The sequence below is a fragment of the Actinosynnema sp. ALI-1.44 genome (assembly GCF_001984155.1).
GTDB lineage: Bacteria > Actinomycetota > Actinomycetes > Mycobacteriales > Pseudonocardiaceae > Kibdelosporangium.
Genome location: NZ_MTQO01000027.1, coordinates 71,043 through 97,691 on the forward strand (window position 1 = coordinate 71,043; position 26,649 = coordinate 97,691).

The 26,649-nt window shown below is 68.2% G+C and carries 16 protein-coding genes; 9 read left to right on the top strand and 7 right to left on the bottom strand.

Going from position 1 to position 26,649, the window contains the following annotated elements; all coding sequences use genetic code 11:
* Positions 1–16: 16 nt before the first annotated feature.
* Positions 17–763: an IclR family transcriptional regulator gene (locus ALI144C_RS03700; RefSeq protein ID WP_076985567.1), complete on the bottom strand. Its 747-nt coding sequence runs from the start codon at positions 761–763 to the stop codon at positions 17–19.
* Between the two features lie 37 nt (positions 764–800).
* Here ALI144C_RS03700 and ALI144C_RS03705 point away from each other — a divergent pair, with 37 nt between their 5' ends.
* Positions 801–2,111 (top strand): MFS transporter, encoded by a 1,311-nt coding sequence (locus ALI144C_RS03705; protein ID WP_076985587.1) that lies wholly within the window; start codon positions 801–803, stop codon positions 2,109–2,111.
* Here ALI144C_RS03705 and ALI144C_RS03710 read toward each other — a convergent pair.
* Together ALI144C_RS03710 and ALI144C_RS03715 are read right to left on the bottom strand one after the other, a co-directional pair.
* Positions 2,092–5,934 carry an nSTAND1 domain-containing NTPase gene (locus ALI144C_RS03710; RefSeq protein WP_076985568.1) on the bottom strand — a complete coding sequence of 1,281 codons (3,843 nt, stop codon included), beginning with the start codon at positions 5,932–5,934 and terminating at the stop codon, positions 2,092–2,094. The genes ALI144C_RS03705 and ALI144C_RS03710 overlap by 20 nt on opposite strands.
* A 237-nt stretch (positions 5,935–6,171) precedes the next feature.
* Positions 6,172–7,068, bottom strand: coding sequence for an RNA polymerase sigma-70 factor (locus ALI144C_RS03715; protein WP_237773954.1), 897 nt, complete (start codon positions 7,066–7,068; stop codon positions 6,172–6,174).
* Positions 7,069–7,212: 144 nt separating this feature from the next.
* Between ALI144C_RS03715 and ALI144C_RS03720 the strand changes: the two genes are divergently transcribed.
* Positions 7,213–7,698 (top strand): carboxymuconolactone decarboxylase family protein, encoded by a 486-nt coding sequence (locus tag ALI144C_RS03720; protein ID WP_076985570.1) that lies wholly within the window; start codon positions 7,213–7,215, stop codon positions 7,696–7,698.
* A gap of 272 nt (positions 7,699–7,970) precedes the next feature.
* Here the strand turns inward: ALI144C_RS03720 and ALI144C_RS03725 are convergent, their stop codons facing one another.
* Complete coding sequence (locus tag ALI144C_RS03725; protein WP_076985588.1) at positions 7,971–8,822, bottom strand: LysR substrate-binding domain-containing protein; 852 nt, start codon at positions 8,820–8,822, stop codon at positions 7,971–7,973.
* 82 nt (positions 8,823–8,904) lie between these two features.
* Between ALI144C_RS03725 and ALI144C_RS03730 the strand changes: the two genes are divergently transcribed.
* Together ALI144C_RS03730 and ALI144C_RS03735 are read left to right on the top strand one after the other, a co-directional pair.
* Complete coding sequence (locus ALI144C_RS03730; protein ID WP_076985571.1) at positions 8,905–9,810, top strand: MBL fold metallo-hydrolase; 906 nt, start codon at positions 8,905–8,907, stop codon at positions 9,808–9,810.
* Between the two features lie 219 nt (positions 9,811–10,029).
* Positions 10,030–11,565 carry an outer membrane protein assembly factor BamB family protein gene (locus tag ALI144C_RS03735; RefSeq protein ID WP_441297529.1) on the top strand — a complete coding sequence of 512 codons (1,536 nt, stop codon included), beginning with the start codon at positions 10,030–10,032 and terminating at the stop codon, positions 11,563–11,565.
* A gap of 131 nt (positions 11,566–11,696) precedes the next feature.
* On the opposite strand, the gene ALI144C_RS03740 is transcribed toward ALI144C_RS03735, so the two are convergent.
* Entirely contained in the window at positions 11,697–12,854 is a 1,158-nt protein-coding gene (locus tag ALI144C_RS03740; RefSeq protein ID WP_193441148.1) for an RNA-guided endonuclease InsQ/TnpB family protein, read from the bottom strand.
* Positions 12,855–12,946: 92 nt separating this feature from the next.
* Here ALI144C_RS03740 and ALI144C_RS03745 point away from each other — a divergent pair, with 92 nt between their 5' ends.
* On the top strand, positions 12,947–15,901 hold the full coding sequence (locus ALI144C_RS03745; RefSeq protein ID WP_083752680.1) for an amidohydrolase family protein: 2,955 nt from the start codon (positions 12,947–12,949) through the stop codon (positions 15,899–15,901).
* A gap of 171 nt (positions 15,902–16,072) precedes the next feature.
* Here ALI144C_RS03745 and ALI144C_RS56575 read toward each other — a convergent pair whose 3' ends face one another.
* Entirely contained in the window at positions 16,073–16,549 is a 477-nt protein-coding gene (locus ALI144C_RS56575) for a hypothetical protein (protein WP_202818843.1), read from the bottom strand.
* A gap of 130 nt (positions 16,550–16,679) precedes the next feature.
* Here ALI144C_RS56575 and ALI144C_RS03755 point away from each other — a divergent pair, with 130 nt between their 5' ends.
* On the top strand, positions 16,680–17,540 hold the full coding sequence (locus tag ALI144C_RS03755; protein WP_076985573.1) for a TetR/AcrR family transcriptional regulator: 861 nt from the start codon (positions 16,680–16,682) through the stop codon (positions 17,538–17,540).
* Between the two features lie 111 nt (positions 17,541–17,651).
* Here the strand turns inward: ALI144C_RS03755 and ALI144C_RS03760 are convergent, their stop codons facing one another.
* Entirely contained in the window at positions 17,652–18,773 is a 1,122-nt protein-coding gene (locus ALI144C_RS03760) for a PQQ-dependent sugar dehydrogenase (protein ID WP_237773956.1), read from the bottom strand.
* Positions 18,774–19,047: 274 nt separating this feature from the next.
* On the opposite strand from ALI144C_RS03760, the gene ALI144C_RS03765 reads away from it, so the two are divergent.
* The 3 genes from ALI144C_RS03765 (at position 19,048) to ALI144C_RS03775 (ending at position 26,535) form a co-directional block, all read left to right on the top strand.
* Positions 19,048–24,762, top strand: coding sequence for a PA14 domain-containing protein (locus ALI144C_RS03765; protein ID WP_076985575.1), 5,715 nt, complete (start codon positions 19,048–19,050; stop codon positions 24,760–24,762).
* Between the two features lie 35 nt (positions 24,763–24,797).
* A complete protein-coding gene (locus ALI144C_RS03770; protein ID WP_168211162.1) occupies positions 24,798–25,859 on the top strand; it encodes an RICIN domain-containing protein in 1,062 nt (353 codons plus the stop codon).
* A gap of 148 nt (positions 25,860–26,007) precedes the next feature.
* Positions 26,008–26,535 (top strand): hypothetical protein, encoded by a 528-nt coding sequence (locus ALI144C_RS03775; protein WP_076985577.1) that lies wholly within the window; start codon positions 26,008–26,010, stop codon positions 26,533–26,535.
* Positions 26,536–26,649 lie beyond the last annotated feature (114 nt).

The window sequence follows — 26,649 nt, forward strand, 5'->3', positions numbered from 1 at the left end:
AGTGGCGGACGTTTTTCTACTGTGCAGAAATCGACGCGCCGCGTTCGATCGCGGACAAGGTCACGCCCAACGCGCTGACCCACCCGGCGACGCGGTCGCGGTGGAAACGCACGCTCGGCATGGCGATCGCCAGCGCGGCGATCGGCGCACGCGCGGAATCCCTGACCACGACACCGATGGCGGTCAGCCCGGCCTCGGTGCGCTGGTCGTTGATGGCGAACCCGCGTTTGCGCACCAGCGACAACTCGCGCTGCAACCGGGGCAGGTCCACCTCGGCGGTGGCGGAGTGCAACGCGGCGACCTCGGCGGGCGGCATCGCCGCGAGAATGGCCTTGCCGCCGGAACACAGCCGCGCGGGCAGCGTGCGGCCGACTCTGGTGCCCACCCTGAGGACCTGCGAGCACTCGGCGCTGGCCACGAACCGCGCCTCGGTGCCCGCGAGCACCATGAGGTTGACCGATTCCCGCACACGATCGACAAGGTCGTACATGTGCGGCAACGCCACCTGGCGCAGCAAGGCCACCGGCGCCATGGACGGCGCGGCCGGGCGGAGCACGTCTCCCGCCTGGTAACGCCGGTCCGGCCGCTGTTCGGCGAAACCCCGGTACACCAGCATCGCCAGCAGTCTGTGCGCTGTGGACGGTGCGACGCCGATGCGTTCGGCGGCGTCGCTGACCCGCAGCGGTCCCTCTTGCTGCAGCAGGATCGCCAGGTGCAGCGCGTGGTCGACCGACGTGATGGGGTACGGCGGCTTGTTCTGCATAGCAGAAAAGAGCATACCCGAGACCGCAGTGGACGGCATGCTGCCCGATGTGCATACGCCGCAACGGGATTCACACCGCCAGGGTGCGCGGACCTCGATCCTGATCACCGCGCTCTGCGGGGTGATGGTGGTGATCGAGGGCTACGACCTCGTCGCGTACAGCGTCGTCCTGCCCGTCCTGACCGAGAACCCGGCATACGGGTTCACACCGGGCAACGTCGGCTGGGTCGCCGCGGCGGTCTTCGTCGGCGCGCTGGCGGGCGCGCTCACCTCCGGCTGGTTCTGCGACCACTACGGACGGCGTCCCGTCGCGATCGCCGCACTGGCCGAGTTCACCCTGTTCTCCGGGCTGTGCGGGTTCGCCGCGGGGCCTGTCTCGCTCGGCCTGTTCCGGCTGCTGGCCGGGTTCGGCATCGGCGCGCTCATCCCGGCGGCGTCGGCGCTGACCCTGGAGTTCGCCGTCCCCCGGCACCGCACGCTGGCCTACACGGTCATGCTCGGCGGAGTACCCATCGGGGGCGTGCTCGCCGCGCTCACGGCCATCCCGGTGCTGGCGAACCTCAGCTGGCACTGGATGTTCTTCATCGCGGTCATCCCCGGCGTGATCGTGCTGCCGATCGTGGTCAAGGCCCTGCCCGAATCGGTCGCGTTCCTCGAATCGGCAGGCCGCGCGGACGAGGCCGCCGCGGTCAGGACGCGGTTCCAGCTCGCCGAGACGACCGGGCAGGACGACACCCCGGCGTCGGTCGGCGGTGGCCTGTTCAGCCCGGGGTACCGGACCGCGACGATCCTGTTCGCCGCCGTGACCTTCTGCGGGCTGCTCGCGTGGTACGGCCTCGCGACGTGGCTGCCGGGCATCATGCGCAGATCCGGGTACGAGCTCGGTTCGTCACTGGTGTTCCTGCTCGTGCTCAACCTCGGCGCCGTCGCCGGGTCGCTGTTCATCGCGGCGGCGACGGACAGATGGGGGAACCGGAAAGTCGTCGTCCTCACCTACATCGGGATGGCGATCGCGCTGGTGGTCATGCAGTACAAGCTGCCTCAGCCGCCGCTGCTGCTGGCCATCGCCCTCGCGGGCGTCGGCGGCCACGGCGGGCAGATCCTCATCAACGCCTTCGTCAGCAAGTCGTATCCGACGCACTGGCGGGCACGGGCGCTGGGGTGGAGCCTCGGGGTCGGCAGGCTCGGCACCATCGTCGGCCCCGTCCTGATCGGCTGGATCGTCGCGGGCGGCGATCCACGGCTCGGCTTCGTCGTGTTCGCCGTCGCCGCGGTCGTCGCGACGATCCTGCTTTCGCTGGTGCCGCGGACGCCCGCGTTCAAGGAAGCTAGTGGCAAGGCGGGGTGAAATCGATGCCCGGCAGGTACTGCTCCCACTCGTCCTCGGTGATGCGCGGGTGGGCAACCGCGCAGATCTGGGTGACGGCGCGTTCGATGTCGGTTTCCCGCAGTGCGGCGATCTGGTCGTCGGATCCGGTGACGAGGGTACGGCCGTTCGCGCTGTAGGCCACTGACCACACCTGGCCGCCGTTGCTGGTGAGCTTCGCCGACACCTGTGGCCGGTGGAGATCCGTCACGTCCCAGAGGCGCACCGTGTCCGGGCCGCTGGCCGTTGCCAGTGTGCGCCCGTCGGTGCTGAAGTCGATGGAGTACACCGGCCCGGCGTGGTCGCTGAAAGTGGACAGTGCCCGTGGCCGGGCGGGATCGGCGAGGTCCCACAGCTTCACCGTGTGATCCGCACCCGCGGTGGCCATGGTCCGGCCGTCCGGGCTGAAGTCGACCGCCAGGACCCGGTCGACATGGTCGGTGAGCACCGCCAGCCGCTTCGGCCGCTCGGGATCTTCGACATCCCACAACCGAACCGTCCGTCCCGCGCTGCCCACCGCGACGATCGTGCCGTCACGGCTGAACGCGACGACGTTGATGACGGCCGCTTCGTTGGCAGCCAGCGGTTGCAGCAAACGGGGCTGGCGCGGGTTGCTGATGTCCCATCGGACCACGGTGTTGTCGCTGCTGCCGCTGACTATCGTGCGCCCGTCGGGACTGATCGCGATCGAATTGACCGCTCCGAAGTGGCCGGGGAGCGTGGCGACGGGAGTGGACTGCTCCTGCGGGCCAGCGGTGTCCCACAGCCGGATGACGTTGTCGTTGCCCGCGGTGGCGGCCGTTCGGTGGTCGCTGCTGAGCGCGACCGTGCGGATGCCGCTGGCGTGACCGGTGAAGCTGGACACCAGTTCGGGCTTCTGGGGGTCCTTGACGTTCCACAGTCGCGCGGTTCTGTCGTTGCTCCCGGTCAGGACCACGGGCTGGGACGGATCGCTCGCCACGGAGTACACGGCGTCGGTGTGCCCGGCCAGCTTCACCGACACCGGCGGGCCGTCCGCCCCCACGATGGAAGTCTCGTACAGCAGTCCGAACAGACCGGCTTTGGCGAGGCCGTGTCCTTCGGCGCTGATCGTGCTCTGGGTGAGCCCGTGCCCGGCGATGGAGCCGATCATGCGTGGCCGTCTCGGTGTGGTGACGTTCCAGAGCCGGACGGTGCGGCCCTCGTCGATGGTGGCCACGGCGTTGCCCGCGGGGTTCATCACGATCGAGACCATCCGGTTGGACTCCCCGAACAGGACGCCCAACTGGTACGGCCGCTGCGGGTCGGCGATGTCCCAGAGCCGCGCGGTCCGGTCCCAGCTCGCCGTCGCCACCAGGCGTCCGTCCGAACTGATCGCGACGGACCGGACTTCGTCGATGTGCCCCGGCAGGACGGCGAGTCTCCGGATCGATCGTGGTTCGCCTGTGTCCCACAGGCTGGCGGTGTGGTCGGCGCTGGCGGTGACCATCACCCGGCCGCCCGCCGCGAACGCGACCTCGTGGATGCGGCCGCCGTGCCCGTTCGGCACGGTGGATATCGGTTGGCGGGGATCAGCGGTGTCCCACAGGCGGACAGCCCGGTCTTCGCCCACGGTCGCGATGACGCGCCCGTCCGGGCTGAACGCCAGCGAGTAGGTCCGGCCGATGTCGGCGGTGGCCGTCGGGAGGGGGCTCGGCTGGCTGGGGGTGGACAGGTCCCACACGTGGAACCTTTCACCGTTGGCGGCGGCGAGGAACCGGCCGTCCGGGCTGAACGCCGCGGAGTACAGCGCATCGTTGGAGCGGATCAACTGCGCCAGTCGCTGTGGCCCGCCCCGGCCGGTCAGGTCCATCAGAACGAAGCCGTCGGGGTCGGGGGCGGTCACGGCCAACCGGCCGTCCTGGCTGTAGGCGACGGCGTTGGGGGCATCCTTGCGGTCGGGCGCTTGGGGTGCGGACGCCGACACGTAGCTGTTGAGCACGCTGCTGCGGGATTCGAACGTCGGCGCCAGCCGGTAGGCGGCGAGGGCGAGTTGGGCGGCCAACGCCGGATTCCCGTTGCGAATCGTGTCGCTCTGGGTCGCCAGCCGTTGGGAGATCGCCGCGTTCCGCTCCCCTGCCGCTGTTTCCTGCGCTCTCAGCGCGTAGACGAACGCCGCCACGGCGATGACAGCGACGACTGCGAGAACAGCGACCAGCTGACGCAATCGTCGGGTGCGGCGGCGGGCCGTCGCACGCTCGGCGGCGTCGGCGGCCTTGCTGGCGTCGAGGAAGTCCTGCTCCTCCGCGTTGAGCTGGTCCGCGTTGCCCCTGCCCGGAGTGCCCGCCCAGGTCGTGGCCGATTCCAGCCGGAGTCCCCGGTACAACGCGCTGGGGTCGCGGTTGAGCGCGTCCCACGCCCGGGCGGCTTCGGTCAGTTCACGGTGGATCCGCAGGCCCTCGCGGTCCTGGGAGAGCCAGCCGCGCAACCGGGGCCACGCCTTGATCAACGACTCGTGCGCCATCTCGACGGTGTCGGTGTCCACCGTGATCAGCCGGGCGTCGGCCAGTGCGGCCAGCACGGTGTCCAGCCGTGGGTCGGCACCGAGTTCCGCGCGCCGGATGCGCCGCTTGGTGTCCTCGGTGCCCTCGCCCAGTGCCGTCAGCCGCAGGAACAGGTCCCGCGCGACGGCCTGCTGCTCGACGTCGAAGGAGCTGTAGAGGTCCTCGGCCGTCTTGGCCAAGGCGCCCTGGATGCCGCCCGCGGCGTGGTACCCGGCGAGGGTGAGGGTGTTGCCGCGACGGCGGCGCCAGGTCTCCCGCAGGACGTGCGACACCATCGGCAGCAGCCCGGCCTGGCCGCTGGCGTGTGCGACGAGCTCCGCGACCAGCGCGCCTTCGACCGCGCACTCGGACTTGACCGCGGGCCGGGTGATGGCTTCACGCAGGTCGCTCGCGCCCATCGGCCCGACCAGGACCTGGGCGTCGGACAGCATCTCGCGCAGCTCGGGGTGGTCGGCGCAGTGGGCGTAGAAGTCCGCCCGGACACTGATGACGACCCGTGCCCGGCTGTTGTCGACGGTCAGCGCGGTCACCAGCGAATCGATGAAGTGCGCGCGTTCCGTGCGGTCGGCGCACAGCGTGAAGAGTTCCTCGAACTGGTCGACCACGATCAGCAGTTCGGTGTCGTCGGACTGCTCCGCGACGATCTGCCGGACCGTGCGGTGCAGGTTGCGGGTGTCGGCGCGGAGGCCATCGCAGAGTTGCCCGGCAGCCGTCGTGAGGTGGGCGGCGAGCTGGATCGCGCATTCCTCGACCGGGTGCTCGCCCGGCGTGAACAGGATCGGGATCTTCCTGCCCGGCTGGCAGCTCAGGATCGCGGGCAGCAAACCGGCGCGCACCAACGACGATTTCCCGACACCGGACGGACCGAAAACAGCGAGCAGACGACGGCGCCGCACCCTGGCGACGAGGTCTTCGACCATTCGTTCACGGCCGAAGAACCACTCGGCGTCCTCGACCCGGAACGGCGCCAGCCCGACATAGGGTGCCTCGGCGGAATCGTCGTCCCGACTGGTCGACGACACTTCGGCAGCGACTTCGTGCCACCTGCGTTCCCAAAGATCCGTGTCGCCCGCACATCCCCGGACATAGGCGAGGGTGACCGCGAGGGTCGGCAGCTTGCGTCCGCCCGCGGCGTCCGACAGGGTGCCCGCCGAGTAGTGCACGCGCTGCGCGAGCTCGCGATACGGCGGGCTTCCCGCCTCGTGCCGCAACTGCCGTAACCCGGCTGCGAACTGCGACAACACCGCGTTCTCGGTGTCGAGAGGACGTTCGCGCCGGACCATGAGGCTCCCCTTCCTCGCTGACCGGCTCCATTGTTCGGACCTTGTCGTTCGGCGTCCAGCCACCGACACCGAACAACACGGAAGCGGTACAAATCAGCTCGTGGCCGCCGAACCAGCCCCAGGGAAGTCCCCAAACGGCCACGTCCAGTCGGTCGGTCGCTCGTGGATTGCCAAGGGGGAGCCACGAGCGACCGACATCCCACATTTTCGGACACCCTTTCGGGCATCTTTTCGGACTCAGCGGCTGAGCGCGGTTTCCCGATCCATGTGCGACAGCTTCTCGGGATTGCGAACGGCATAAAGACCGGTGATTCGCCCATTGTCGACACGCACCGCGACAACGGTGTCCATCTCGCCGTCCAGGTGGACGGCGAGCGCCGGGCAGCCGTTGACCTGGACCGGGTAGATCGCCAGCTTGGTGGCGAACTTCTCCAGCCCCCCGACCGTCAGGCGGGCGACCTTGTCGGCGCCGACGATCGGGCGCGGCACGGCCTGTTTGACGCCGCCGCCGTCGCCGAGCAGCACGACGTCCGGGGCGAGGATGTCGAGCAGGCCCTGCAGGTCGCCGGTTTCGACCGCTCGTTGGAACGCGTCCAGCACGCCTCGCGTCTGAGTGGGGGAAACGACCTCGCGGGGGCGGCGCGCGGAGACGTGGGCCCGGGCCCGGTGTGCGATCTGGCGGACCGCCGCCGGGGACTTGCCGACCGCTTCGGCGATCTCGTCGTAGCCGACGTCGAACACCTCCCGCAGCACGAACACCGCGCGTTCAGTCGGCGCGAGCGTCTCCAGCACCAGGAGCATGGCCATGGACACGCTGTCGGCCAGTTCGACGTCCTCGGCCACGTCGGGCGTGGTGAGCAGGGGTTCGGGCAGCCAGGAACCGACGTAGGACTCCTTGCGGCGGCCGAGCACGCGCAGCCGCGTGAGGGCTTGGCGAGTGGTGATGCGCACCAGGTACGCGCGCTGGTTCTCCACCGTGTCCAGGTCGACCCCCACCCACTTGAGCCAGGTCTCCTGCAGGACGTCCTCCGCGTCGGCAGCGGAGCCGAGCATCTCGTAGGCGACCGTGAACAGCAGGTTGCGGTGGGTGAGGAACACCTCTGTCGCTGGGTCAGGACGGTCTTCTGGCTCCATGGGCGTGCCTCCTTCTGCGTTGTCAGCAGACGCCATGGGCCGCCGGTTTGTGACACCGGGGTGGTGTGGGGCCTGTCACTGTCACAGGTTTCCGGGCGGCGGCGTCTGGTGGGCGTTCGGTTCTCAACTTCAAGGGAGTGCGTCGTGAACGCTCGTTTCGACATGTTCGGCAATGAGGTCGCCATGAAGTTCAGCAAGCGGTTCGCCAACGCCGCCATGGTGATCGGGCAGTCCTCGTTGCCCAAGGCCACTCAGGAACTGGTCTCGTTGCGCGCCAGCCAGATCAACGGGTGCGGGTTCTGCGTCGACATGCACACCAAGGACGCCGCTGCGGACGGCGAGAGCGCCGTGCGGCTCAACTTGGTCGCTGCTTGGCGTGAGGCGACGGTTTTCAGCGATGCCGAGCGGGCCGCGCTGGCTTTGGCCGAGGAGGGGACTCGGCTTGCCGATGCTCACGTCGGGGTTTCCGACGAGACTTGGGCTGAGGTGCGCAAGCACTATGACGACGATCAGGTCGCTGCTTTGGTCGCGGCGGTTGCTTTGATCAACGCCGCCAACCGGATGAATGTGATCGTTCGCAATCCGGCTGGGTCTTATCAGCCTGGGATGTTCGACGGCGTGAAGAGTTAGTGCTCTTGGTGCTCTTGGGCATGCTCGAGTTCATGGGCTCATGGTGGGCCGGGGCGGCGCCGATTTGACATGGGAACCCCGGGGGTGGCCTCTTCGAGCGTAAAGGAGGAGCCCCTCTCTGCAGGCCAAAGCGCAGACCTTGCCAAACTGACGGGGCTCTCCGCGCCAGAAAGCTTACGGCCACCCCCACCCCATGTAAAATCGGCACCGCTCTCGGGTTTTCGGGTTTTCGAGGTTTGGGTTTGGGGTTGGTCATCGATGGGGTTTGTTGGCTACCGGTATGCCTCGATCGCTGTTGCCGCGAAGGATCTGATCAGCTGGTCTTCTCGTGCTGTCAGCCATGCGACCACCAGTGGGCTCAGTGGCATGTCTTTCAGTGGCACGCAGAGCAGGCCTTCCGGTTGGGGGTGGGTTACGGGGGCGATGCCGACGTTTCCGTTCCACAGCACTGCTTGCGTGCACTCTTGGACGGTGCGCACTACTGGTCCTTGCGGCCTTTCTCCTGCTGGCTTCGCTCCGTTCCAGTAGGCGCGCCAGACCGGGTCTGTTCCCTCCGGCAGTTGGAACCATGGGCGGTCTTCCAGGTCTGCCAAGGTCAGCATTTCTTTGGTGGCAAGGGGGTCGTCTGTGCGCAGGACGGCCCCTACCGGTTCCTGGCGGAGTGTTCTCGTGCTGATTCCCGTGTCGTTGAACGGGAGTCTGGTGAGTGCCACGTCGACCACGCCGTTGCGCAGGCCTGTGGTGGGGTCTGCGAAGTCTGCTTCGCGGAACCGGATTGTCACGTCTGGGTGGTGCCGTCTGAATGTCGCGGCCAGTCTTGTGCCGCGCTCCCCTGCGCTGTCGCCGAGTGTGCCGACCGTCAGCGTCGTGGCCGCTGTTACTCGGGCTCGGGCTTGCTCGGCGTGTTGCAGCAGTGCGGCGGCTTCCTTGTACAGGGTGTTTCCTGCTGCGGTGAGGTCCACTCCGGTTGCCGAGCGGTTCAGCAGGACCACGCCCAGGTCTGTTTCCAGCTGTTTGATCGCCCGGCTCAGGGGTGGCTGGGTCATGTGGAGTCTGGTTGCCGCTCGTCCGAAATGTCTTTCTTCGGCGACCGCCATGAAGTAGCGCAACAACCGGAGCTCCACGACCAGTGATGATACCTGCTCGGCATCGTTGCTGCTCAGCCGGTGTTGGACGGGGGTCTGGTGGTCACAGCACAGTGGAGTCATGCCTTTCGAACCGCTTACCCACGATCCGGCCGTCGAGGTCAGTCAGGCCACGGACGTCGCCCGTGACGTGGTGGTCATCGCCAATCGCGGGGTTGAGCTCGTGCCCAACATCGGTGTCATCGGCGGCGCCCACTCCGTTCTCGTCGTCGACACCGGGATGGGGCCGCGCAACGCCGAGAAGGTGCTCGCGTTCGCCGCCGAGTACGCCGAGGGCCGCAGGCTTTACCTGACCACCACGCACTTCCACCCTGAGCACGCGTTCGGCGCCCAGGTCTTCGCCGGTGCGGCGACGTACCTGATCAACCGTGCGCAGGCCGCCGATCTGGCCGACAAGGGGCCGAGCTACCTGGACATGTTTCGCGGATTGGGCGCGCCGGTCGCCAGGCAGCTGGAGGGTGTCGAACTGGTCTCGCCGGACACCGTCTACGACCACGACTACGAGCTGGACCTCGGTGGTCGGGTCGTGCGGATGACGGCCACGGGCCGCGCGCACAGCAAGGGTGACCAGGTCGTGACCGTCCCCGACGCCGGTGTGCTGTTCACGGGTGATCTGGCCGAGGCGGGCCAGTTCGCGATCTTCCCGTGGTTTCCGCCGTACGACACCGACGTCTCCGGGTTGCGGTGGATCGAGGTGATGCGACGCCTCATCGCAGGCGAACCGCAGGTGGTGGTGCCCGGCCACGGCGATGTCTCCGGGCCGGGGCTGCTCGCCGACGTGCGTGACTACCTCGAACTGCTGCGGGACGAAACGTGGGCGCGGCGTGACTCCGCCGTGTCGACCGACACCGTCGTCGCCGAGGTCGAGGCGCTGATGATCGAGCGGCACCCGGAGTGGGCGGGCCGGGACTGGATCGCCAAGGGCGTCGGCTGCCTCTGCGCGGAGCACGCCGACAGTCCACAGTAGATGTCAAGGTGTTCTTTCGTCGCAACGTGGTGAAAAGCCCGGGTGCGTGACGGAGATTTGGTTTGTTCGGAGCAGAGCGGAGCGCGTTCGCGACAGTACGATGAGTGACACACTGCGGCGCGTTGCAGGCGTTCTCGAGAACAACTGGCCACTCCCGACTCACTAGGGGCAGAAGTGTTCTTGCAGCGGAGAAAACTCAGCGTCACTGTCTTGGCCGCCATCACCGCTTTACTTGTCGGCGGTACCGCAGCCGCCGACAAGGAGCCACTGGGGCACCGGTTCGGCGACTGGCCGACCTGGCAGGGCGACAGTTCCGGTTCGCGGTTCAACGCGGCCGAGCACACGATCACCCCGCGCACCGTCGGCAAACTGCGCCTGAAATGGGCATTCGCCTATCCCAAGAACGGTTTCCCCGCCAAGAGCCAGCCCGCTGTCGTCGACGGCGGCATCTACTTCGGCAGCCCGGACGGCAAGTTCCACGCGCTGGACGCCAGAACCGGTGCCACCAGGTGGACGTTCGAGCTCGGCACTGTCCACCCCGGAGCCGTGGTGATCGACGGGCCCGCCGTGGCCCGCGGCAAGGTGTACTTCGGCGACAACCAGGGCCACATCTACGCACTGGAGCAGCGGACCGGGCGTGTGGTGTGGAACAAGGACACCGAACCGCACCCGGCCGGGATGCACACCAGTTCCCCGCTCTACTACCGGGGGAAGATCTACGTCGGGGCGTCCAGCGGCGAGAACGTCAACCCCGACCGCAACTACCCGTGTTGCACGTTCCGCGGGCACATCGACTCGCTCGACGCGGACACCGGCGAGCTGACCTGGCGCTACTACACGGTTCCCGAGCCGCAGGCAATCGGCACGTGGCCGAGCGGTGCGACCAGGTACGAACCGTCGGGCGCGGGCGTGTGGAGCTCGCCGGTGATCGACGAGCACACCGGCACGCTGTACGTCGGCACCGGGCAGCTCTACTCCGGCACCACCGGCGACTTCGACACCTTGCTGGCGTTGGACGCGCGAACCGGCGCTGTGCGGTGGAAGCAACAGGTGACCAAGGCCGACACATGGCGGCTGCTGTGTTCCTTCCCGAACTCCGAGGGCTACTGCCCCGGCCAGAAGGACGGCACCGCACTGGACTACGACCTCGGTGCCACGCCAACCCTGTACCGCGTGCACGGCCGCACGATGGTCGGCATCGGCCAGAAGAGCGGCGTCTTCCACGCGTTCGACGCACGCACGGGCGAGGTCTCGTGGCGGCGGCAGCTGTCCGTGCCGATGCCAGGCGGTGGGCTGTCCGGGATCCAGTGGGGCAGCAGTTTCGACGGCAGAAACCTCTACATGGCCACGAACTGGGGCAACCCCGGTACCGTGTTCGCGCTGAACCCGGCCAACGGCGACATCGTGTGGCAGACGCCGAACCCCGTCGACGGCTGCACAACCGGTGGCGCGGCGCAGCACCCCACCGTGTGCATGCGCGCTCACACACCGGCCGTGAGCACGACGCCTGGGCTGGTGTACGAAGGCAGCGTGGACGGCAAGATGCGTGTCTACGACGCCCGGGACGGCGCTGTCCGCTGGGAGTTCGACACCATCCGTGACTTCACCGGCGTGAACGGCCTGACCGGCCGGGGAAGCGCGATCTCCGGCAACGGCGGCGCGGTGATCGCGGGCGGCATGCTCTACGTCCAGTCGGGCTACTGGCCGTCCTACCCCAGCGACCACGGCAACGTCCTGCTCGCGTTCGGGCTCTGATCCGGTCAGGAGTATCCGGCGTCAACTTCTCGGCCCTGAACGGTCGAGCGTGGGGCTCGGTGCCGTTCAAGCCGGGTCGCGTTCTCCGTGCGCCACTGGGTGTGGCGTGCGGGACGCATCCACCCACGGGTTTACGCGGGTGCGGGTGCGTTGACCAACACCCACGCTCGCCGCGCCCTATCACGGACGTTCACGGCGGCGACGACATCAGCGGGCCCAGCGAGGCCACACCGACAACACAAGAAACGGTCCCGATCCGACCGGTTGGCGCGGGCGACATGCCCGCACCGCGGACACGTCTGGGAGGTGTAATGCGCGTCCACTACCACCACCGGCACCCCAGCCCTGCGGGCCTTATAGGCGAGCACCTCACCGAGATGGTGAAACGGCCAGGAAGTGTGCGTGGCCCGCTGGTCGCGACGAAGCCGGACCCGATCCCGGATACCACCCAGCTCTTCCAGGGCGATCCCGCGACCGGTGCGTTGCGCGACGGCCACCACCTCCTTCCCCACCGTGTGGTTCACCTGCCGCGCATACCGAGACTCACGCCGAGCAAGCCGCTTCAACAGCCGGGTCGCGGACTTGGTCCGCTTCGCCTGCAATTCTTGGCGTTTCCGCGCCTGCCAGCGCCGATACCGAGACAACCCACGACCCGAGAAGTTCACGGCGTCGGAGGTGGTGGCGAGGTTGACGATGCCACGATCGACACCGACCCAATCCACAGGCTCGAACGCCTCCGGCTCAGCCACCTCGCACGTGGCGATCAGCAACCACGTCCCGTTCCGCCAGATGAGGTCCGATTCGCCCTGTCGGTGTCTGGCCAGCAGGGTGAGTTGGTCGGGATGGCCCGTGAAGCGGATGTCCTTCAGGCGGCCGGTGGTGGTCCAGATCGACACCGTCCGCGCGTCATACTTCCAGGACAGCATCCGGTCGTCGAACGGCTGCGCGCTGTCCGGCCGAAACGTGATCGGTTTCGACTCGGCCTTCACCCGACGTCGCGACCCGGCACGCCCGAGGTTGCCAGCCCGCAGGTTCGCGCGCAGCGTCGTGTACGCATCGACGACCTTCTTGATCGTGCGCACCGCGGCCTGCGCACCCAACCCACCGGCCCGCAACTCTGGATACACCAGCCTGTGCAGGTCGTTGCGGGAGAACACCTTCCGCTCGAACGCCACCACCGACACACGATCAGCGGCCGTGTTACACCCCCGCAGAGTCGCCGCCAACGCCGCCGCCTGCGCGGGCGTCGGCAGCAGCTTGACCTGCACCACCACCTTCACATTCCGCATTCTGGAACACCAGTGCGAGCACCCTTTGCCGGGTCAAGGCATCGGCTTCCTCCCGACCGTGAACAGCCGGGTTCCCACCGACAGGAGCACAGATGAAGTTTCGGTTCGCCCGTGCGGCACTCGTGTGCGCGGCGGTCACCACAGTGGCGATCGTGCCAGCGCCTGTAGTCAGCGCGGAAACCAACACGGTCACAGTCACCGTCACCGAAGGCACCAACTTCGCGGTCACGGCGTCCCCCAAGGACGGCAGCATCGTGATGGACCTGCAAGGCCAGCTGTTCACGCTGCCGCGTGGTGGCGGTACGGCCACCCGGCTCGGCGACGGCTTCCTCGACCCGTTCTGGCCTGTCTTCTCCCCCGACGGCAGCCAGATCGCCCTGCAGTCGTTCGCAGACGGCATGTTCCACATCCGCACGATCACACCGGACGGCCGCTCGGTGCGGCAGCTCACCGACGGCGAGTACGACGACACATATCCGGCGTGGTCCCCGGACGGCACACGGATCGCGTTCACGTCCGACCGCGGTGGCAGCGCGGACATCTGGACAGTCGACGTCCGCACCCGTGAACTGAACCGAGTCACCACGGCGGCCACCCAGGAAACACAGCCGACCTGGGCGCCGGACGGGCGCAGCATCGCGTACGTCCAGGGCACCACGGTCGAGAGCGTCGACCTGGGCACCTCGGCGGTGCGGACGCTCGTCCCGGCCGACCGGGGCTTCGTCTCAGCGCCGTCGTGGTCGCCGGACGGCAAGCGGATCTCGTTCGTGCGCAACAATTCCCTCCAGGTGTTCGAGTCCGGCGCGGTACGGCAGGTGGGCTCGTACCGTGACGTGTTCCCGTTCCCGGCACGCTGGTTGTCGCCCACCGAGCTGGTCTACAGCGCGAACGGGCGGATCGCCGTGACCGACGTGGTCGCCAACACGTCCCGGACCGTGCCGTTCTCGGCGACGTTCACGCTGAAACGGGATCAGTACCGCCACAAGTCCTACGACTTCGACACGCGGCGCCCGCAGCCGGTGCGCGGTATCGACGGACCGGCGCTGTCGCCGGACGGCCGGTCCGTGGTGTTCAAGGCGCTCAACGACATCTGGCTGCTGCCGATCGGCGCCAGCCCGAAACGCCTGACGTCGGACGGGTTCTTCGAGGCCGATCCCACCTGGTCGCGCGACGGCAAGCAGATCGCCTACGCCTCGGACAAGGCAGGCACCGAAGACCTGTACGTCCTCGACGTCGCCAGCGGGAAAGAGCGACGGGTCACCACGTTGCCCGGTGCCGAGACAGCACCGGTCTTCTCGCCGGACGGTCGTCAACTCGCGTTCCAGGACCAGCTCGGTCAGACGTCCTCCGTGGACCTCGCCAGTGCGGCTGTGCGGCGTGTGCTCGGGCCGTTGAACGCACCGGGCAAGCCGAGCTGGTCACCGGACGGGAAGTTCCTCGCGCTCACGGTGTCCGACGCCGAACGCAACCGGATCCTGCTCGCCGACGCGGCCACCGGCGTGACCAGGACAGTCGACCCGGCGCCGTTCGGGTCGGTGTCCACACGCGGCAGTGACGGCCCGGAGTGGTCGCCGGACGGCAAGCTGCTCGCGTTCTCCATGAACAGCACGATCCACGTTCTCCCGGTCGACCCGACCGGAACGCCGACGGGACCGGCTCGTCAGATCACCACCGAGGCGAGCGACTCCCCGACGTGGAGCGGTGACGCGAAGACGATTCTGTACCTGCACAACGGTCATCTCCGGACGACCACACTGGAGGGCAGATCAGGCGCTGTGCCGAACGGGCTGACGTTCACCCAGGACAAGCCGGACACGCGACTGGTGATCCACGCGGGCAGGCTCTGGGACGGACGGCACGCCGAACCGCGCACCAACGTGGACATCATCGTCGTGGGCAACCGGATCCAGCGGGTGGAGCCGCACCGGCCGGACCGCGACCGGCGCGGCTGGCAGTTCGTGGACGCGTCCAAGCTCACGGTCACGCCCGGTCTCGTGGACATGCACATGCACCAGCAGATGCGCTCGAAGTTCACCGGGGACCGCCAAGGCAGGCTGTTGCTGTCGTACGGGATCACCACCACCCGGTCCACCGGTGACCCCGCGTACCGGGCGGTCGAGGAACGTGAGTCACTCGCCGCCGGGACGCGGGTCGGGCCCCGGTACTTCATGACCGGTGAGATGCTCGAAGGCTCTCGCGTGGGTTGGGAGTTCGCGCGGCCGGTGCGTGACGAGCGGCAGTTGGAGCTGGAGCTGTCCCGGGTCCGTGGCCTGGGCTACGACCTGATCAAGACCTACGAGCGGTTCCGGGTCGACTGGCAGGCGCAGGTGACCGGTCGTGCGCACGGCCTTGGCATCGGCACCACGTCCCACTACCTGAGCCCGGCGGTCGCCAACGGCGTGGACATGAAGGAACACCTGTCCGGGCCGACGAAGTGGGGCTTCGGGTTCTCCCGCGAGTCGTCCGCGGGCGGCGTGTACGAGGACGTCATCCAGCTCGCGGCACGCGGCAAGATGCCGTTCAGCACAACGATGTTCAGCGCGAGTTCGCTGCTGGCCGACGATCCCGGCATCGTCGACGACCCACGGATCAAGGCGCTCTACACGACGCAGGAGCAGCAGGCGTTGCTCGCCAAACTCCGGTGCGCGCAAGGGACAGGCCCGTGCGGGTTCCTGGACGGGTCACCGGAGCAGGCCCGCCGCAACGTCGAAACGATCAAACGGCTGCTGGACGCGGGTGGCACGGTCCTCGCGGGTACCGACGCCCCGCTGGACAGCACGGCGGTGAGCCTGCACCTCAACCTGCGTGCGATGACCAAGTACGGGCTGACGCCGTTCACGGCGTTGCAGAGCGCCACCCTGCTGCCCGCGCGCCAGCTCGGCGTCGAACGCGACCTCGGCAGCGTCGAGGCGGGCAAGCTCGCCGACCTCGTGGTCACCGGCGGTGACCCGGCCAGGGACATCACCGGGCTCGCGGACGTCCGGATGGTCGTCAAGAACGGGCGTGTATCCACTATAGACAGCTTGACCGGGCCGTTCCGCAGTTGATTCCCGAGCTCACGCGTCCTCGCCGCGGTCCAGGCTGACCTCGACCGCGGTGAGGACGCCGTCCTTCGCGTGACCGTCGACGGCGTCCACCGACCAGGCTGCCGCCGTCCACCCTGGTGACATCCATTTTCGCTCGCCCCCCGGCGGGGGTCGATGCTCGGCGATCGACCGCTACGGCCCCGCACTCGGCCTACCCGAGGTCCATACGGCTGAACCCCTGCGGCTGCGCCACAGCAGGGCGACCGCCGCCAAACCGGCGACACAGGGCAACACACCCGTCATCCCCAGCAGGGTGGGCAGAATCGTCTGCCCGTACTCCTCCATCACGAGGTTCATGACGGCGACGCCACTGCCGAGCACGAACACGGTGGTGGCAACGGGCCGGACCCAGCGTTTGCCTCGTTTGACCGCCCACACCAACCACAGCCACGAAACGATCCCCAGTGCTGACAAGGTCAGCAGGTACGTGAGCACAATGGACTGGCTTTCGCTCGCCTTGTCGTGGCCGATCCAGGCGTCCTCGATGGCGTGCAACTGCTGGGCCAGGCTGTCACTGCCGATGATCGCGGTCAGTCCCGCCAATACGGTGAGCGCCAGTCCGACGTACATCGCCACCACTGCCTTTTTCGCGTTCGCGGCATCAGTCATGCCGTACCCCCTCTTCAGGTCCGCGCCAGCCGTCCGATCACTGCCGTTCATGGCAACTAGGATGCTGGTAGCTAGTATTTGAAATACGAAACTTGAGACACTGTATCCCAAGTCTGGAGAGTGGGCAACGTTGACCGAACCACCCCCGAGCACAGGCCTGACCAGGCGACGTCGCAGGCTCTCCGACGAGGAGACCGGGCAGCGGATGCTCCAGGCCGCGTTGGCCATGGTCAACGCGGCGGGGCTGACCGTGAGCCTCGACCACATCAGCTTCGAGGACGTGATCCGCGACGCCGGTGTGTCCCGCAGCGCGGTCTACCGCCGCTGGCCGTACAAGGATTTGTTCTTCAGCGACCTGCTGATCGAACTCGCCAAGGGCGCGAGTCCGGCCATCCTCGGCGCGAACCCCGAAGCGGTCAACGCGGTCAAACGCGTGATCCTCGACCGGCTCGACTGGCTCGTGACCCCGCGGTTGCGGCGCGCGCTGGCCGCGGAGGTGCTGCGCACCGGAGCGCTGAGCGAGTTCGAGATCTTCCACGGTTCACCGGAGTGGCGCACGTACTTCGCCCTGCACTCGACATTCCGCAGCCTGAACGACGGTGAACTGCGTGACGAGGTGCAGCGCAGCCTCTCCGAGTCCGAGCGGATCCTCATCGCGGGGGTCGCGATGGCCTACGAACGCGTGACGACCCTGATCGGCCTGCGCCTGCGGCCGGAACTGGGCGCCACCTTCGACACGGTCGCGAGCCTGGCCAGCGCCACGATCCGCGGCCTCGTGCTGATGGCTCCGGCGAACCCCGACATCGCGACACAACGCTTCCACGCCAACCCGTTCGACGCCCCCGAAGCAGCCGAATGGTCTCAACCCGCGCTGGGCATCGCGACCATCGTCCTGTCGTTCCTCGAAAACGACCCGGCCGTCAAGTGGACGGACAACCGGGTCGCGGAGGTCCGCGAGACCCTGACGTCGGAGAGTTGGCCGGAGACGTGAAAGGGTGGGTCCGGCCGAAGCCGGGCCCACCCCACCCGCGCGGACCGGAAAGATTCCCCGGCGATCAGGACAGGACCCGGCGGGCCGGACCCTGTCCCGTCGACCGGGCCGCTACCCGCGGGTGCGTTGGAACGTAAGCGCGTACAGCTTGCCTGCGAAGTCGTCGACCAGGTAGAACTCGCCCCTGTTGTCGACACCGATCGCGCTGGAGTCCATCGGGAACGTCCCGATCGGCGCGCTGGCGTAGGTGCCGTCGCGGTTGGGTCGCACGGCGAACGCCGTACCCGAGCAGTAGTCGGTGGCGAGGTAGACGCCACGGGCCAGGTTCGCGAACCGCTGACCCCGGTACACGTGACCGCCGATCACCGCACAGCCCTCGGTGCCGGACAGGTAGTTGAACACCGGTCCGGTGTAGCGGGTGTTCGGGTCGCACCGGGTCTCGTCGAACACGCTCGGCCCCTCCATGCAGGGCCAGCCGAAGTTCACGCCGCCCTGGCGCGCGCCGATGTGGTCGACCTCCTCGAACCGGCCCTGGCCGACGTCCCCGATCCACAGCGAACCGTCGGCGGGGTCGAACGAGAACTTCCACGGGTTGCGCAGTCCCCATGCCCAGATCTCGGCACGCGCGTTGGCGACGCCGACGAACGGGTTGTCGCGCGGGACGCAGTACGCGAGCGGGGCGCACGCCCGGTTCACGTCGATCCGCAGGATCTTGCCGAGCAGCGTGTTCTTGTTCTGCCCGCTGTTGAGCGGGTCGCCGCCACCGCCGCCGTCGCCGATGCCGAAGTAGAGGAACCCGTCCTTGCCGAAGGCCAGGTTGCCGCCGTTGTGGTTGCCGAACTCGGTGTGCTGCTGCGCGAGCAGCACCTCTTCCTTGCCGGTGGCGAGGCGGAACCGGGACAGGGTCACGGCCTCGTCGGACTTGCGCGTGTAGGCGACGTAGATCGTCCTGCTCCGCGCGAAGTCGGCCGGGATGGCGACGCCGAGCAGGCCGCGCTCGTTCTCCGTCTCGCTCACCCGGTCCTGGATGTCCAGCACCGGCTTGGCGGCGAGGCCGGTCCTGCGGTCGTACGCGCGGATGGTGCCGCGCTTCTCGGTGATGAGCAGCCGGCCGTCGGGCAGCGCGGCGATCGAGTTCGGCCGGGACAGGCCGGACGCGACCTCGGTGTTGACTACTCGCAGTTCGTCGAGCGGAACCTCACGGGTTTGTGCCGCGCTCGCCGAAGGGATCACCGACCACAGCGTCGCAGCGGTGGCAACAGGTAGAACGAAAGACAATGCGCGCCGCAGGGTAGGTCGCGACATGTCAGCTCCAATCGTCTTCGAATGGTCTGGTCCAATTCAACCAGGAGAACGGCACCGAGCGGTACCTATCGACATCTGACCTGGTCACGGCCACCGGACATGGATGGCAGGCCAGATGTCCTGTCCCCGCGACCGGCCCGAACCCCATGATCGGCCGCCGCGCGCATTTGCCGCGCGGTACTCGATGTCGATGGAGGGGGTCATGGCTCCACGCGCTATCGCATTCGTACTGACACCGTTGGTGGTGGCTTCGCTGACACAGGTGGTGGTGTCGCCGCCGTCCTCAGCGGCGCCACCCGCCGCACAGGTACCCCGAGATCTACCGCTGCTGTCCGTGCCGACAGCCGAGGTGCAGAAGCCGCGCCAGGCGGCCGAGCCGCACCAGCCGAAGGCCGATTTCAAGCCCCTGCTGGCACGGGCCGACGCGCGAAGATCCGCGGGCGACCCGCCGGAGACCACTCTGGTCAGCCCGGTCGACGGCGCCGTCGTGGCCACGGAGACACCCGCGTTGCAGGTCGCCGAGGTCGGCGACGGCGTTCTGTACTGCTTCAAGGTGTCCACCGGGTTCGACGGCCGCTCGGGCAGCGTGGTGGACTCCGGGTGCCTGCCCGAGCCGACGTGGACCGTGCCCAAGCACGTGTTGCACGACGGCGGCCGGTACACGTGGACGGCGGGCACCGCCGTGCCCGGCGGGACGACCATGACGCCCGCCAAGTGGGTCGGGCACTTCACGGTCAACCAACGTGTGGGTGATCCGGGCCCGGCGCCGACCGACCGGCTGAGCCCGGTGACGGTGAACCTGTTCAACGGCAACGCCCACATCGAGGCGGCCGGACCGTCTTTCCCGGCGGTCGGTGGGCCTGCGGGCGTGACCTTCGCCTACAACTCACGCCAGGGCGCGCCACGCGGCGTGCGGGCGTCCTACTTCAACGACTCGCGCCACACCGGGACACCGGACCCCATCCCGGTGATGACGCGCGGCGAGTCGCAGGTCAACCTGGACTGGGGCATCGCGTTCAGCGGCAACCCGGACAACTTCCCGTGGCGCGACAACCCGCTCCCCCAGGCCCTGAACTCCGACTGGTTCGTCGTGCGGTGGGAGGGCCACTTCAAGGCGCCGGTCAGCGGTGACTTCCGGTTCGGCGGCGGGCACACCGACGGCGCCCGGATCTGGGTGGACGGCAAGCTCGTCCACGACAACCCGAACGCCGCCGAGGTCGGTGACGACTTCCTCCAGCCGGGACCCAAGCTGGACAGGGACGTCGCGCTGAAGGCCGGGCAGCGGGTGCCGATCAAGGTCGAGCTGTACCACCACTCGGCCGAACGCCCCCGGATGGTCCTGTGGGCCAAGAGCACAGTCGGTTCGGGCACCGAGCGAACCCACAACCTCGAACCGCGGATCGTGCCGACGGAGTGGCTGTACTCCGCCGACACGCAGTCGCTGCCGGGTGGCTGGACCCTGGCCACGCAGGCCGGTGGTTACAGCAGCGCCGAGATGCTGGACGGCTCGGTGGTGCTCACCGACAGCGCGGGCGGCAAGCACACCTGGGCGAAGGCGTCCACCGGCGGCTACACACCGCCGCCCGGCGAGGACGGCGTGCTCGCGTTCGACTCGACCGGCCGGATCACGGTGACCGAGACCGACGTCGTGTCGGTGTTCAACCCGGACGGCACGTTGGCCTCGGTGGCGACCGTGCTGGACAGCAAGAAACCCGCGACCCTGCAGCACACCTACAGCGGCTCACCGGCACGCCTGACGCAGATCAAGGACCCTGTCTCCGGCCGCGCGCACACGCTGTTCTACAACACGGACAACAGTGACAGCTGCTACGGCGGTGTGTCCCGTCCGCCCGGCGCGGACCCGGTGCCGCCGCACATGCTGTGCCGTATCCGCTACTGGGACGGCACCGAGACCCGGCTGTGGTACCAGCTGGAAACCCTTGCCAGGATCGAGAACCCGGGCGCGGACATCCGGGACTACGACTACCAGGGCAGGGCGACGGCCAGGCAGCGCTACGACGAGGCCGGCGACGACGAGGAGCAGAAGCAGAAGGCCATCGACAGCATCGGCCCGCTGACGACACTCCGCAGCGGCCTGGCCTACGACTGGGTCGCCCGGCAGGCACCGTCAGCGGGCAACGGCTGCACCAACACCGATGACGTCGCCGCCGCCTGCACGGTGATCGGGTACGACTCGGTGATCGAGCAGCCGCAGGAGCCACCGGCACTGCGGGCGGTCCAGGTCCTGGCGCCGTCCCCGGACGGCCGTCAGGCGGCGCGCGCCGAGCACTTCTACCAGTACTACCTCGAACGCAAGCAGGCGACGGTCGCCGTGGCCGGGGTCTACGACGCGACCCGGTCCCGCACGGTGACCTACGACGACGCCGGGCGCACGCTGAACACGACCGACTTCACCGGCACTGTGATCAGTGCGGAGTGGAACGCCAAGGACAAGGCCGTTGCCGCCGTCGACAGCGCGGGCCGTCGTTCGACCACGGTGTACGACCACGCCGACCGCCCGATCGACCGTTACGGGCCCGCACCGGCTTCGTGTTTCAACGGCGTGACGCCGACGCCCGCGTGCGCGGCGAGCATGCCGCATGTCCGTTCCGCGTACGACGAGGGCTTGGCCGGGCTGTCAACGGCGTACTACGACAACCCGTACCTGTCCGGTATCCCCGCGCTGTTCGCCACCGGCGTCGGCACCGCGGATGGGACGTTGTCGCAGGCATGGCGGTCCGCCGCGCCGGTCGCGAACACCGGCGGCTGGTCAGGCCGGTTCACCGGGGAGATCCAGTTCCCCGCCACCGGGGAGTACGGCCTCGGGTTCACGGTCGTCGACGGCGTCCGGCTGTGGGTCGACGACGTCCTGGTGGTCGACAGCTGGGGCGACAAGGCCTCCACCGCTGTGTCCGGCAAGGTCAAGAACGCCACGCCGGGCAGCTGGCACCGGATCCGGGTCGACTACTACAACCGTTCGGGCACAACGGGAGCGTTGAACTTCACCTGGACCCCGCCTGGCACGGGCGCCCCGGTGACCGTGCCGGGCTCAGTGCTGCGACCGCGATACGGCCTGGAGACGAGCACGATCACAGAGGACAGTTCCGGCGGCACAGTGGAGCGGGCGCCGTCACGGCGTACGGTCACCGCGTACGGCGATTCGGCGGCGGGGATCGACCCGGTGCTCGGGCTCGCGGTGTCCAAGACGTCGGACCCCGGTGGTCTCAACCTCACCACCCGTTCGCTGTACGAGCGGCCAGGCAACGGGTACCTGCGCAAACTGGCGGAGTCGTTGCCCGCCGGGGACATCACCAACCCCGTCAAACGCAACACCACCACCTTCTACGGCGACGCCGAGACCCGCGGCAACCCGTGTGACGCGGGCGCTCCAGCGGCGAACCAGGGCGGCATGCCCAAGATCGTCGTCGACGCGAAGCCCGACAACGGGCCACCGCTCACCACGGAGACGGTCTACGACGCCGCCGGACGCACTGTCGCCAGCCGCATCGGCGACGAGCCGTGGACGTGCAGCTGGTACGACTCGCGTGGCCGGGTGGTCAAGAAGACCCTCCCGGCGTACGGCGGCAAACCGGCGCGCACAGTCCTGACCGACTACGCCGTCGGCGGCGATCCGCTGACCTCGAAGGTGACCGACGAGAGCGGGTCGATCACCACCGTGATCGACCTGATCGGCCAGGAGGTCGGCTACACCGACGTCAACGGCGTGACGTCGAAGTCGACCTTCGACCAGGTCGGCCGGTTGGTGAAGGACACGACCACGGTCAAGGGCGTGACCAGCACGGTCGACTACAAGTGGAGCGAGGCTTCCCAGCTGACGGAAGTCAAAGTGGACGGTGTCCCGGTCGCCAAACCGGCGTACAACGCGGCGACCGAACTGGCGAGCGTGGTCTACGGCAACGGTTCCCGCCTCGACCAGGTCGCGTACAACGGGTCGGCCAAGCTCGCCTCGATGACGTGGAAGACGTCAGCGTCCACTGTGGTCGACGCGGTGGCTCGTTCCCGTGACAACCGGGTCATCGACGACGTGGTCACCGTCGACGGGAAGGCCGCGGCGACGTACTCGTACACCTACGACACCGTGGGCCGGTTGACCGCCGCGACCGTCCCGCACCACGCCCTCACCTACCGGTACGACGCGGCCGGTGGTTGCGGGTCCAACAAGGCAGCGGGACAGAACACCAACCGCACGGCGTCGACTGACAGTCTCAACGGCGGTCCTGCTGTCACCACGGGCTACTGCTACGACGGCGCCGACCGGCTGTTGTCGACCAGCGGCGGCACCGCCCTCGCGTTCAGCTACGACAGCCGTGGCAACACGGTGAAAGTCGGCAGCGACACGTTGGGCTACGACGCCGCGAACCGGCACATGTCCACGACCACGGCGATCGGCACGTCGATCAGCTACACGCGGGACCCGCAGGACAGGTTGACCGCCAGGACCGTGACCGGCGCCGGTGACTCGTCGAAGAACGGCAACACCCGCTACTCCTACAGTTCCAAACAGGACACCGCCGACCTGGTCCTGGACAGCACCGGCAAGCTGCTGCAACGGATCGTGCCGCTGCCCGGCGGAGTGCTGCTGACCAAGAACTACGACAAGCCGACGACCAGCTGGGCCTATCCCAACATCCACGGCGACCTGCTGTTCACCGCGGACGGCAGCGCCACCCGGACCGGTCCGATCCACCTGTACGACCCGTTCGGGCAGAACATCGATCCCGGCACGGGCGCGTTCACCGCGATCCCGGTCGCGGGGACCGTGGCTGGCGGGATGGACTTCGGCTGGCTCGGCCAGCACGAACGACCGGTCGAGCACCTCGGCGGCCAGCAGGCCATCGAGATGGGCGCCCGCGTCTACCTGCCGGTCCTCGGCCGGTTCCTCCAAGTCGACCCGGTGTCGGGCGGCTCGGCCAACGACTACGACTACGTCGACGCGGACCCGGTCAACGGCCTGGACCTGGCCGGGACGTTCAGCTGGAAGTCGGCGGTCAAGGTCGCCACGAAGGCGGCCGAAGTCGTGTCCTATGTGCCCGGTCCTGTCGGGACGGTCGGCGCCGGTGTGGCCGTGGCGGGGCAGCTCGCGCAGGGCAACTACAAGGCGGCCGCGGCGAACGCGGTCGGCCTGGTGCCGGGCGGGAAGCTGGTCAGCAGCGTCGCCAAGCAGGCCGCGAAGCAGGCGCCGGTGGTCGCCAAGGCCGCACAGGCGGTGGAGAAGTGCAACTCGTTCGCGCCGGACACCTTGGTGGTGATGGCGGACGGCACCGCCAAACAGATCAAGGACGTCAAGGTCGGTGACCTGGTCAAGGCGACCGATCCGGCCACCGGCGTCACCTCCGCACAGCCCGTCGCGGCGGTGATCGTCGGGTACGGCGTGAAACACCTGATCGACATCGGGGTCGAAGGGTCGCAGGCGGGCACGATCACAGCCACCGCCGAACACCCGATGTGGGTCGACGGTCGTGGCTGGGTCGACGCAGGCGACATCAGAGTCGGCGACCGATCCGGCGCGGGCCGTGTCACGTCGGTTCTCGACCGCGGCCTGGTCGACAACCAGACCGTCCACAACCTCAGCATCAGCAACGTCCACACGTTCCACATCCGGTCCGGTGACAAGGACTTCCTCGTCCACAACGCCGCGTGCCCGGTACACGGCGCCGCCGGGTACCCCGGCCCGGGCCGGAGTTGCACCTGCCCGGCGAACATGGGCGAGCGACGGGCGGAACTGGGCCACACGGACACGAAGCTGCGGTTCGAACAAGGCCACAACAGGGAGCAGTCCACGGCCAAGGCCGTCGACAAGGCCGTCCACGCGGACGCCGACAACCCGGGAACCTCGATCGTGATCGGCGTCGCCGTGGTCGCGGGCGGGATAGCCAAGAAGGTCCGCAAGAAATGACACTCACACCGTTTTGCAGGGAAAGGAACACCCCAGTGGGAAGATTATCGTGGAAGGGCGCCGTGACGGCCGCCGCGGCGCTGCTCGCGGCCGCCGGGCTCACCTCGGCCCCGGCTGCCGCCCAGGACAGCACAGCGGCACCGATGGCGTTGATCCAGCTGTCGTTCACGTCCGTCGGCAGCGGCGAACGGCTGGACGTCAAGAAGAGCGGCAGCTTCGACAACGGGACCGTCGTGGTCGCCCCGGCTCCCGGCTCCGCCCAGTCGTGGCGGATCAACACCGCGGCGGGTGACGGCGCGTTCGCGATCGTCAACGAGACCGCCAACAAGTGCCTCGACGCCCGGCTCAACACCACGACACTGCAGGCGTGCGACGGGCGCGCGAGCGAGAAGTGGTACTTCCAGCCGGTGAACGGCTCGGCGCAGAAGGCGTTCATGCTCCGCCATGAGGCGGACGGCCTGTGCCTCGGCGTGAAGACCGACTTCATGAACAACAAGGCCGGTGCCACCGAGGCCTGCAACGGTTCGCCCACACAGCAATGGGTTCTGCCCGAGGACGTCTACTCGGTGGCGTACCACTCGGCCGTCGACTTCGCGGCTGCCCGGTGCGCCAAGGACCGCGCGACCTGTTCGTGGTCCACCGGTGTCCAGACGCCGCCGTTCCTGATGCCCGCGACCTGCGTGTCGCCGGTGTGGTTCAACGGGACGTCGACGTCGATCCCGTGGACGTTCTCGCTCACCACCTCGACGGGGTGGAAGAACACCATCGGCTTCAGCCTGCAGGCGAAGCTGACTGTCGGCATGGAGCCGCTGCAGGCCGAGGTCTCCGCGACCGTGCACGGCGAGATCTCGATGGATCTCAAGCAGGACTTGGGCAACAGCCTCGTCGTGACCGTGCCGCCACGGCAGTACGGCTGGGTGGCGTTGTCCGAACTGGCGACCAAGGTCACCGGCAAGTGGACCTTCGACACCCAGGGCTTCCCGTGGACGGCGGAGGACGAGATCACCGTGCCGCTGAAGTACGACCCCAACGGCGGCGCGAGCATCTACAGCGCACGGACCAGCCCGACCTTCACCTCCTGTGACGCACAGACATAACCACACCTGACGGCACGACGGCCTCGTCCAGCCTGGGCGAGGCCGTCGTGCCATTGCCAGAACGGGGATTTCGATCGCGATGCGGTTCTTCCGGCGACGCACCACAGGCCCGGCAGGAGCCTGCCCGAACTGCGGCTCATCGCGGTTGGTGAAGGAGAAGCACTCCTTCTCGGCGATCCACCTGCTCGACGACGAACGCAGCGTCTCGTGCAGCCACTACCGGACCCAGGTGTTCTGCAGGAAATGCGGGTTCATGGTCAACGACGACCTGAACAACGACGCCCAGCACGCCTACGCCCAACTCGCGGAGCAAGTCGGCGCGTCGCGGGTACGTCCCGCCGACGTGGCCAAGGCTGTCGAGGAAGCCAGGAAACTGCCGACGCTCCCCGACGCCGCGCGACAGCGGGACTACGACCTCGTGCGTGAGTTCTGGGGATGTGCGGGCATGCACGTGATCCCCGCGGACCAACTCGAAGACGCTCTGGCCAAGGTCGTGCGCGGGTATTTCGCCGAAGGGGCGTACCGGGTCACGGTGGAGACCCTGGAGCAGGGGGTGCTCATGCTGTCGTTCTCCACGGCGACCGGGTTCCGGCCGGTGCGGCTGGCCCGCGGCACGGGCGGCGACTTCGTCGTGTACGGCCAGATCCAGCTCTACCGGATCCTCGGCGTCGTCTAGCTGCCGGTGTTGGCAACCAATGTGGGGTGGATTCATGCGGTCGTCGCAACATGTTCTTATGTGGACAGTAGCATGTTGAGTTTCTCTTGGGGGGTCAGCCAGTTCAGGGTTTTG